This window comes from Aliiruegeria lutimaris (genome assembly GCF_900099935.1).
Classification (GTDB): domain Bacteria; phylum Pseudomonadota; class Alphaproteobacteria; order Rhodobacterales; family Rhodobacteraceae; genus Tropicimonas; species Tropicimonas lutimaris.
Genome location: NZ_FNEK01000057.1, coordinates 23,148 through 32,122 on the forward strand (window position 1 = coordinate 23,148; position 8,975 = coordinate 32,122).

Genomic DNA, 8,975 nt, shown 5'->3' on the forward strand with positions numbered 1-8,975 from the left:
CGTGAAGTTTTAAATTGAGGATCTCATGGCATATTTCAAGCCGAATCGCCGTACCGTTCTCGCGGCTGGAACCGCCAGCGCGGCAAGCGCCGTCCTAGGCCTCTCCGCACCGCGTGCCCGGGCCACCACGCCCGTCAGCCTGCAACTGTCCTGGCTCCATTCCGTTCAATTTGCCGGTAGCTACATCGCGCGCGCGCGCGGTTGGTGGGCTGAGGACGGGCTCGATGTCTCGCTGTTACAGGGCGGGCCTAATGCACCGGTGGAACCACCCGTGGTCTCGGGCAGCGCGCTTGTCGGCATCTCGGCGGCCGACTACACCGCCGCCGCCGTCGAACAAGGCGCGCCCTTCCGCATCCTCGGTGTGGCAATGCAGAAAAACCCTTTCGTGATTGCTTCGCTTCTTGCGAACCCGGTCAGGGAGCCGGCGGACCTTTCTGGCAAGAAGATCGGCATGGCTCTGGCGAACATGCCGGTTCTGCAGGCGCTCTGCACGCTCAACGGCGTGGACGTGGAGGCTATCGAAGTTGTTCCCACGCAGTACTCCGCTCAGCCTCTATTGGCCGGCGAGGTCGATTGCCTGCTCTGCTGGGAAACCGACTTGCCGGTGGCGATGGCGATGGAAGGTATCGAAAGCGTGACCATGCTGATGGCCGATTACGGCTACGCGGTCCATTCACAGACCTATATCGCCACCGAGGAGAGCCTGACCGAGCGCCGGGACCAGCTGGTCGCGCTGATGTCGGGTGAGGTGCGCGGTTGGGAGGCTTATCGCGCCGATACCGATGCCGCCGCCGCGCTGACGCTGGAGGCCTATCCCGATGCAGGGCTCGACCTGAAGACACAGAAGCTGCAGGCCGCGCGGCAGGTGCCGCTAATGTTCTCGGAATTGACCGATGAACATGGCTTCGGCTGGTGGACGGACCAGACGGTGGAGGCGAATATCGAGACGCTCGCGCTGCTTGGTCGCAAGGTTTCGCCCGCGCTCTGGGACCGCTCCATCCTCGAAGAAGTCCATGGTGGCTAATACTGACAACGGTGCGTCTCCGGACATCCAGTGCCGTAGCTTGACGAAGGCATTCCCCGGCAACGTGGAGGTTCTGCGGCCGCTCGATCTGGAGATTGCAGGTGGTGAAACGACGGCGTTAGTCGGTCCGTCGGGTTGCGGAAAATCCACGCTTCTCAGGCTGATAGCGGGACTAGAGACGCCAAGCGCGGGAGAAGTTCTGATCGGCGGTGTGTCGCCAGCGGAGATGCTGCGCGATGCCGGTCTGGCGGTGGCATTCCAGGATCCGTCGCTGCTGCCGTGGCGCTCGGTGCGCGGCAATATAGAGCTTGCGCTGAAGCTGGCGCGGCGCCCGGCGGACCCACGAGCGGTCGAGGACTTGATCCGCCTCGTGGGGCTGGAAGGGTTCGCCGACACCCGACCCGGGGCGCTGTCAGGCGGCATGCGGCAACGGGCGGCGATTGCGCGTTCGATGGTGACCAGGCCTCGACTTCTATTACTTGATGAGCCGTTTGGGGCGGTGGACGAACTGACGCGACGCCAGCTTGCCGATGATCTTCCGCCGCTTTGGGAGAAGCGGCAGACAACGACGCTGCTCGTTACCCATTCCATTGGCGAGGCGGTGCTACTGTCGGACCGTGTGCTGGTGCTGACGCCGCGACCTGCGGAAATTATCGCCGATATCCGGATCGAACTCGAACGGCCCCGTGCGCCGGCCGTGACAGGAAGCACGGAGTTCCGTCGCTTGGTGGAGGCCGTTTCTGAAGCGCTGGCTGAGGGCGTCCGCGCCACGAAACCGCCTTTGGCAGCACAATGATCGCGCTTGCGGATCCATTGCCGGAACGCGTGAGACGAGGAGCATCTGGCATTGTTGGAACAATTGTTATTCTGTTGGCTTGGGAACTTGCCGCGCGCGCGCTTGCCGGGGCCTATATCCTCGCGGCTCCCAGCGACGTTGTAGTGCATATATTGCAAAATTCCGATCTCATCTGGCGGGCACTGCGGGAGACCCTAGGCAATGCGACCTTGGGCTATGTACTGGGTAACCTGGCGGCGATCGGGCTGGCGGGAGCGGCGCTCGCCTGGCCACGCGCGGAGCCGGTTGTCGCCGGGTTGGCGCTGCTGGTTTTCTGCCTGCCGCTCGTGGCGACCGGGCCGATCTTGCGGGTACTCTACGGTCCCGGGCCGGGGCCGCAGATCACGCTGGCCGCGCTCGCCGTCTATTACACGACATTCGTGCCGCTGCTTGTCGGGCTGCGTGCCGCGCCAGCGAGTTGGTTCGAACTGCTGCGCAGCTATGGACGCGGGCGTCTGGCCGAGTTGGTGCATATCCGCGCCCGCGCCTCCCTGCCATACCTCTTCGCCGGGTTGCAGATCGCGGCGCCTGCGGCTTTCCTCGGGGCCATGGTTGGCGAGTTCACAGGCGCCGAGCGGGGATTGGGGCTGTTGGCAATCCGCGCGATCCGTGCCCTCGATATTGCCGGGATCTGGGCGTTGGCCAGCATTTCCGCGGCGGTCTCGATTTTGATCTATACCGCGGTGGGATGGTTGTCTCGCGCTGTACTGCGGGATCCGCCGCCGATGATCCTCGCCCCGCCCGCCCTCCCTCGCACGGGCCACGCGCAAGGGCTGGCGGCAACTGTCATGCGAACGGCTTTCGTCCTTGCGATGGCGCTGCTTCTCTGGTGGGGCGCGATGACGACATTCGATCTGAACCCGTTTTTCGCCAAGCGGCCTGACGACGTCTGGGTGGCGCTCTTCACTGCGACTGATGCTAGGGAAACCCGCGAAACACTTGCCGGGGCGCTTGGCGAGACCGTGGTCTTCCTGCTGCCGGGATTTGCCGGAGGGCTGGCACTCGGGGCGGGGCTGGCGATCCTGCTCACTCTTGCGCCAGCCTTGACCCCGTCGGCAACGCTCATCGCCGTTGCACTGCGCTCGGTGCCGATCCTCACCACCGCACCGCTGATCGTGCTGCTGCTGGGGCGCGGCGCGGCAGGGACGATCACGCTGGTCGCGGTGATGGTCTTCTTCCCGACCTTCGTCGCTTGCCTGCACGGGCTGCGGCAGGCGCCCGGACAGATTCTCGACGTCTTCTCCACCTATGCCGCAGGCCCTTTCGCCCGGCTCTGGCACGTGCAGGTGCCAGTCATGCTGCCTGCCTTTTTCGCCGCTGCGCGGATGAGCGTGCCGGCCTCCGTCCTCGCGGTTACGGTCGTCGAATGGCTCGCCACGGGCCGAGGAATCGGCAGCCTGATGGCGCTGTCGGCTTCGCTGTCGGACTACGACATGCTTTGGAGTTCGGTCGTTATCGTCTCGGTGTTATCGGCGCTCGGATATGCCGGGATCGGCTGGGTGGAACGCCGCGTACTGACCGTTTTCGCTTCCGAGCAGGTGGCACGATGACTGCGCCCGCCGCCTTCGCTATCCCGGGCGACATCGCCACCCTCACCGGTGGCTATCTCTACGAGCGCCACCTGCTGGAGCACCTGCGCGCTGCAGGCCACGAAATGGAACATATCGTTCTGGCAGAGAGCTTTCCCGATCCCTCTGCGCGGGAGATGGAGGAAGCCGTTACAGCGCTGGCCGCACTGCCGTCGGACCAACCACTGATTCTGGACGGGCTGGTCTTCGGCGCGATCGACACAGCCGGACTGGCGCAGGTCTCTGCCCCCGTCATCGCCATGATCCACCATCCTTTGGCGCTTGAAAGTGGACTGTCGGAGGCTCGGCGCGAGCATCTCTACCGCACCGAGCGAGACAACCTGGGCCTCGCCGCCCACGTCCTCGTGCCGAGCCCGCACACGCAGTCTATCCTCGTCGATCGATACGAGGTGGCCCCGGACCGCATAACTGTTCTGCGGCCCGGTGTTGCGCCTGCCGTGGGCCGGTCGGAGCCAATCGAACCGCCGCTGATCCTCTCGGTCGGAATCCTGCACCCGCGCAAGGGTCATGACGTTCTGATCGAGGCGCTGGCAAGCCTGCGAGATTACGACTGGACCGCCGTGATCGTCGGCAGAGCTTGGGACCCCGAACATGCCGAGGTGCTCGCGCAGCAGTTAGCCAAGCTGGATTTCGGGGGCCGTATACGCCTTGCCGGCCGGGTAACGTTGGAGGAGTTGCAACGCCTGTACCGTGCGGCGACAGTCTTTGCGCTGGCGACCCGTTATGAAGGTTACGGCATCGTCTTTGACGAGGCCATGAGCTATGGCTTGCCGGTCATCTCCTGCGATACGGGGGCGGTGCGGGAGACGCTGCCTGCATCGGCTTCACTGCTGGTTCCGCCTGATAATGCGATGGCATTCGCGGACGCGCTGCAGCGTATACTCGAAGACAAGGAGCTTCGGACGCGGCTTGCCGCAGCGGCCCTGCAGGCCGGAAAAGCGCAACCGGGCTGGCCACAGCAGACAGAGATCGCCAGCAAATTGATCAACCAACTCGCCACGCAGGCCGGAAACGGCTTCTAGCAGCCCAGCAGCGGGCGACAACCCGCCAAGCCCCCTTACGGACACCGTTCGACCAATTGACTTCGTTTCCAACTGCCTCAGGATTAATGGAAAGTTTCGGGGGAATTCGAAAGTGATTTCTGAGACTAAGGTGTTCTGCGATGTCGCGCCAAGGATGCGACCGACCCGCCGGCAGGCGCTCTGCACGGTTGCGGCGGCCGCGTTGATGGCCGCAGGACGGCCAATCGGCGCCCAAGAGGCCACTTTGGCTCTGACGCCCGCGGAGCCGGCGCCTTTCAGTTTCGTCTGGCTGAGCGAAAGGATGCGTACGGCCAGCGCCGCCCCTTACCAACCGCCGCTCAAAATCGATGGGCCGCTGTCCAAGCTCGACTACGACGATTTCCGCAGTATCAGATTTCGCCCGGATCACGCCCGCTGGGCAGATGAAGGGACGCCCTTCACGCTACAGGCCTTCCACCTCGGCTGGCTTTTCGAGCACCCGGTGAGGATTCATGAACTGATCGGGGGCGAGACGCGCGCGCTCGACTTCACCCCGGCCGATTTCACCTATGACCACGGGCTGGAGGAGCGGATACCCGGGGATTTCACCATGCCGGGCGTGGCGGGTTTCCGAATACACACCCCCCTCAATCGGCCGGATGTCTATGACGAAATGGTGGTCTTCCTCGGCGCAAGCTATTTCCGCGCGCTCGGACGGGGCACGCTCTACGGCCTCAGTGCCCGCGGTCTGGCGATCAATACCGGGATTGGCGGGCCGGAGGAGTTTCCGCGATTTACGGAGTTCTGGATCGAGCGGCCGCGTCCGGGTGACGAAAGCCTTGTCTTGTATGCCGCGCTCGAAAGCCCTTCGGTGACCGGTGCCTACCGCTTCGAGCTATTTCCCGGCGAGACGACGCGGGTCGATGTCACCGCTCGGCTGTTCTTCCGCGCGGCGGTGGAACAGGTCGGCATAGCGCCTCTGACCTCGATGTTTCTTTTTGGGCCTAACGACGCCGGGGCGTTCGACGATTACCGTCGGCGCGTGCATGACAGTGAGATGCTGGTACTGGAGACCGGCGGACAACACTACGTCCGGCCACTGAACAACCCGCCTCGGCTGGCCAATTCCTATCTCGGCGCGGAGTCGCCAACGTCCTTTGGGCTGGTCCAGAGAAACCGTGACTTCCGGGACTACTTCGATGCAGGCGCACATTACGAGCGCCGCCCGTCGCTGATCGTGGAGCCGCTGGGCGAATGGGGCAAAGGCACTGTCCGGCTGGTGGAGATCCCCTCGGACCTCGAGGCCAATGACAATATCGTGGCTTTCTGGGTGCCCGGGGAGCCTGTCGCCGCGGGCGACGAATTGGACCTGTCCTACCGGTTGCATTGGGGGTTGGATCCGCCCGGCGCTGCGCCCGAGAAAGGCCACGTCGTCCGCACGCTTTCCGGTCATGGCGGCGTGGCCGGGCTGGAACCGCGGACAGACCGGCGGAAGTTCGCGATCGATTTCGAGGGCGTATCGCTGGCGGAACATTTCGAGGAAGAACGCGTTGAACCTCGTGTGATCGCAAGCGGTGCAGAGGTGAACGACCCGGTGCTGTTCCGGATCGATGGGACCGACAGTTGGCGTCTGGTGTTCGAAATAGAGGCCTCGCCGGACAAATTGGTCGAGTTGTTGGCAGCCATTGTTGTTGATGACCGGACTGTAACAGAGAACTGGCTCTATCAATGGATTGGCGGGGAATAAAGACCATGTCGGAACATCCCAAAACCATTGAGAAAGATTTGGCGAGAGTGGACCTCTGGGTGCCGCCCGAAGCGCCACTCGAAATGCCGGAGCAGGTGCTGATACGCGAGGAGCGTCTCGCCCTGGGAGCGCGCCTGCTTTCCCTGTTGTTCCCCTCAAATGCGTGATGTCGGTCACATCACCGCGCGCCGTCGGGCGCCCGGCTCGCTGCGCGTCGCCTGCCTCGGGCTGGCGGCGCTGTGCGGATTGCTGGCAACTGTGGCACTGGCGCAAATCTCTGCGCGCAATGGCGTGTCGATCTGGGACATAGTGCGCTGCGCAATCTTTTTCGTCACGACGATCTGGCTGGCTTGGGGCGCGGTGCAAGCGATGCTCGGCCTGTCAGGGCGAGACGACCGCGCTCCCTTGCCCGAACTGGCCCAACCTCAACCGCCCACGGTTCTGTTACTGCCGATCTGCCATGAGGATCCGGTCGCCGTATTCGCCCGGGTCGCGGCAATGGATCGCTCGATACGGTCCGCGGGGCTGGAAATCGACATCGCGGTGTTGTCGGACAGTCAGACAGAAGCAGCACGCGACCGCGAACGGGCCATATTCGCGATTCTGCTGGCGGAAACCGATGGGACGGGGCGCATCTTCTACCGGAACCGGTCGGACAATCGCGGTCGCAAGGCGGGTAATATCGAGTCCTTTATACGCCGCTCCGGCGGGGCCTACGAGCTGGCGATCGTTCTAGATGCCGACAGCCTCATGGAGGGCGAGACCATGCGTGGCATGATTGCGCGAATGCAGGCAGAACCGGATCTCGGCCTCCTGCAAACGCTGCCGCGTATCATCGGCGCGCGCTCGTTATTCGGGCGGGCAATCCAGTTCTCGTCGGCATTCCACGCACCCTTCTTCACCCGCGGGCTGATACGGTTGCAGGGCGGCACCGGGACCTACTGGGGACATAACGCAATCTTCCGAATACGCGCCTTCGCCGCCTGCTGCGGGCTGCCAGAATTACCAGGTAAGCCGCCGCTCGGCGGGACGATCCTGAGCCACGACTATGTCGAAGCGGCGCTGCTGGCCCGTGGAGGCTGGAGGGTCGAGATCGACGAGCGCTTTGGTGGCAGTTTCGAGGAGGGGCCGGAAAACCTGCTCGCCTATGCGCGCCGCGACCGCCGCTGGTGCCAAGGCAACCTTCAGCACACAAGACTGATCACGGCGCCGGGCCTTCGCGGTTGGAGCCGGTTCCAGTTTCTTCAGGGCGCGCTCACATACCTCGTCGCGCCGCTCTGGGCGCTGTTCCTGCTGGTCTCGGTTCTTGTAACGGTGACAACGCCCTTGCCGGATTACTTCCCCGAACCGCAAGGGCTCTTTCCGGTCTTTCCCGACGATCCTACGGGCGGGTTGATCGCATTGGCTCTCGGCATCTGCTGTCTGCTTCTGTTGCCCAAGATCGCGATCTGGGCCGGGGTCGTCCGAACCGGGCGCGTACGGTTTTTCGGCGGCGCTGCGCTCTCCTCGCTCTCTGTCATAGCCGAGGTTCTGCTCAGTTCGTTGCTGGCGCCGTTGATGATGGCCTACCAGACACATGCTGTTGCCAAGGTGCTGTTGGGACATGACGGAGGCTGGCCGGCAGGCCAGCGCGGCGAAGGAAGCCTCGGGCTTGCCGAAAGCTGGCGCGCTAGTCGTGGAATCGCGCTGACTGGCACCGCACTTCTGGCCGCGGGATTGCATTTTTCGCCGACACTCGTTATCTGGCTGCTTCCTGTCGGTTTGCCGCTTGTCGCTGCTCCACTGCTTGTTGCCGTTACGTCTCAACCAGTTTCGACGGCAGTGTTCCTTGTTTCTGATGATATACGCTCTTCACCAGTTGTATCAGATTTTCATGCAACATTTCGGTACTGGGTGCTGCCAGACGAATTCGAACCAGTCTGACAATGGGCAGTGAGGCTGCCCTTTATGCCGCGCCGAGTTGACGCCACTCGGTGAGAGCAGCGGCACGGTTGAGCTTGAAATTCGTCCGTGAATAGAGGTGACGTTCCTGATTGAAGTGACTGTGGACCGAGGCGTGGACGGAGACGAATTGCTGCAGACTTCGCATCCGCCGGAAGCGCTGCATTGCCCGTTCTCGTCGTCGGAATGGCAGATGCGATTTCTCCGCACGGTTGTTCAGCCAACGGCCCGTATCCTGCAGCTCCGTTGCGCCGATTTCCCTCAGAGCGGCGCCGTAGGACCGAAGCAAGCCAGTCACGATGGACTCGGGCCGGCCGTACCGCCGCATCGTTTTCTTCAAGAATTTCACGGCAGCTTTCTTGTCTCGCGTCTTCGTCACAAAGCTCTCGAGAACCTCGCCCTCCTGGTCGACGGCCCGCTCTAGGTAGTGGCGTTCACCGTTGATCTTCACGAACATCTCGTCGAGGAGCGATTGCCATTCCGGCCCAGAACGCAACCGCGCGGCGCGTTTCTTACGGATCTCGGCGTGAGTAGCCTGATCTGACTGGTCCAGTTTGATTGTTAGTGCATGACCGGCCTTGGTTCCATCTGGATGATGGTTTCCGGTGCCGGTGGCCTGTAGCCCAATGCACTGTGAGGTCGCTTGGTGTTGTAGTGCTTTCTCCAACCTTCGATGATGATTTGGGCCTCCCTCAGTGAATAGAAGATTTCGCGGTTGAGCAGCTCGTCCCGCATCCGGGCGTTGAAGCTCTCGACGTAGCCGTTCTCCCAGGGTGACCCCGGTTCGATGAACGCTGTCTTGGCACCGACGGCCTCGATCCAGGCGCGAACGTCCTTG

The 8,975-nt window shown here is 63.1% G+C and carries 8 protein-coding genes and 1 pseudogene; 7 read left to right on the forward strand and 2 right to left on the reverse strand.

The window, feature by feature from the left end; genetic code table 11:
- Nucleotides 1-25: 25 nt before the first annotated feature.
- The 7 genes from BLR85_RS20585 to mdoH all read left to right on the forward strand — a co-directional run bounded on the left by BLR85_RS20585 (nt 26) and on the right by mdoH (nt 8,119).
- Complete coding sequence (locus BLR85_RS20585) at nt 26-1,024, forward strand: ABC transporter substrate-binding protein (RefSeq protein ID WP_093161630.1); 999 nt, start codon at nt 26-28, stop codon at nt 1,022-1,024.
- Nucleotides 1,014-1,820: an ABC transporter ATP-binding protein gene (locus BLR85_RS20590; protein ID WP_093161631.1), complete on the forward strand. Its 807-nt coding sequence runs from the start codon at nt 1,014-1,016 to the stop codon at nt 1,818-1,820. The genes BLR85_RS20585 and BLR85_RS20590 overlap by 11 nt, the downstream gene beginning before the upstream one ends.
- Nucleotides 1,817-3,409, forward strand: coding sequence for an ABC transporter permease (locus tag BLR85_RS20595; RefSeq protein ID WP_093161632.1), 1,593 nt, complete (start codon nt 1,817-1,819; stop codon nt 3,407-3,409). Before BLR85_RS20590 ends, BLR85_RS20595 begins: the two co-directional genes overlap by 4 nt.
- Entirely contained in the window at nt 3,406-4,470 is a 1,065-nt protein-coding gene (locus BLR85_RS20600; RefSeq protein WP_093161643.1) for a glycosyltransferase family 4 protein, read from the forward strand. Before BLR85_RS20595 ends, BLR85_RS20600 begins: the two co-directional genes overlap by 4 nt.
- A 154-nt stretch (nt 4,471-4,624) precedes the next feature.
- On the forward strand, nt 4,625-6,196 hold the full coding sequence (locus BLR85_RS20605) for an OpgD/OpgG family glucan biosynthesis protein (protein WP_093161644.1): 1,572 nt from the start codon (nt 4,625-4,627) through the stop codon (nt 6,194-6,196).
- A 5-nt stretch (nt 6,197-6,201) separates the two neighbouring features.
- The gene (locus BLR85_RS29265; RefSeq protein WP_170844672.1) at nt 6,202-6,363 is read left to right on the forward strand and encodes a hypothetical protein; all 162 of its coding nucleotides are present in this window, start codon (nt 6,202-6,204) and stop codon (nt 6,361-6,363) included.
- On the forward strand, nt 6,356-8,119 hold the full coding sequence (gene mdoH / locus BLR85_RS20610; RefSeq protein WP_093161645.1) for a glucans biosynthesis glucosyltransferase MdoH: 1,764 nt from the start codon (nt 6,356-6,358) through the stop codon (nt 8,117-8,119). Before BLR85_RS29265 ends, mdoH begins: the two co-directional genes overlap by 8 nt.
- A gap of 22 nt (nt 8,120-8,141) precedes the next feature.
- Here mdoH and BLR85_RS20615 read toward each other — a convergent pair.
- Together BLR85_RS20615 and BLR85_RS20620 are read right to left on the reverse strand one after the other, a co-directional pair.
- Nucleotides 8,142-8,663, reverse strand: a pseudogene (locus BLR85_RS20615) (IS6 family transposase); the annotation flags it as partial.
- Nucleotides 8,664-8,698: 35 nt separating this feature from the next.
- On the reverse strand, nt 8,699-8,975 hold a 277-nt coding region (locus tag BLR85_RS20620), incomplete at its 5' end, for an integrase core domain-containing protein (protein ID WP_139188480.1).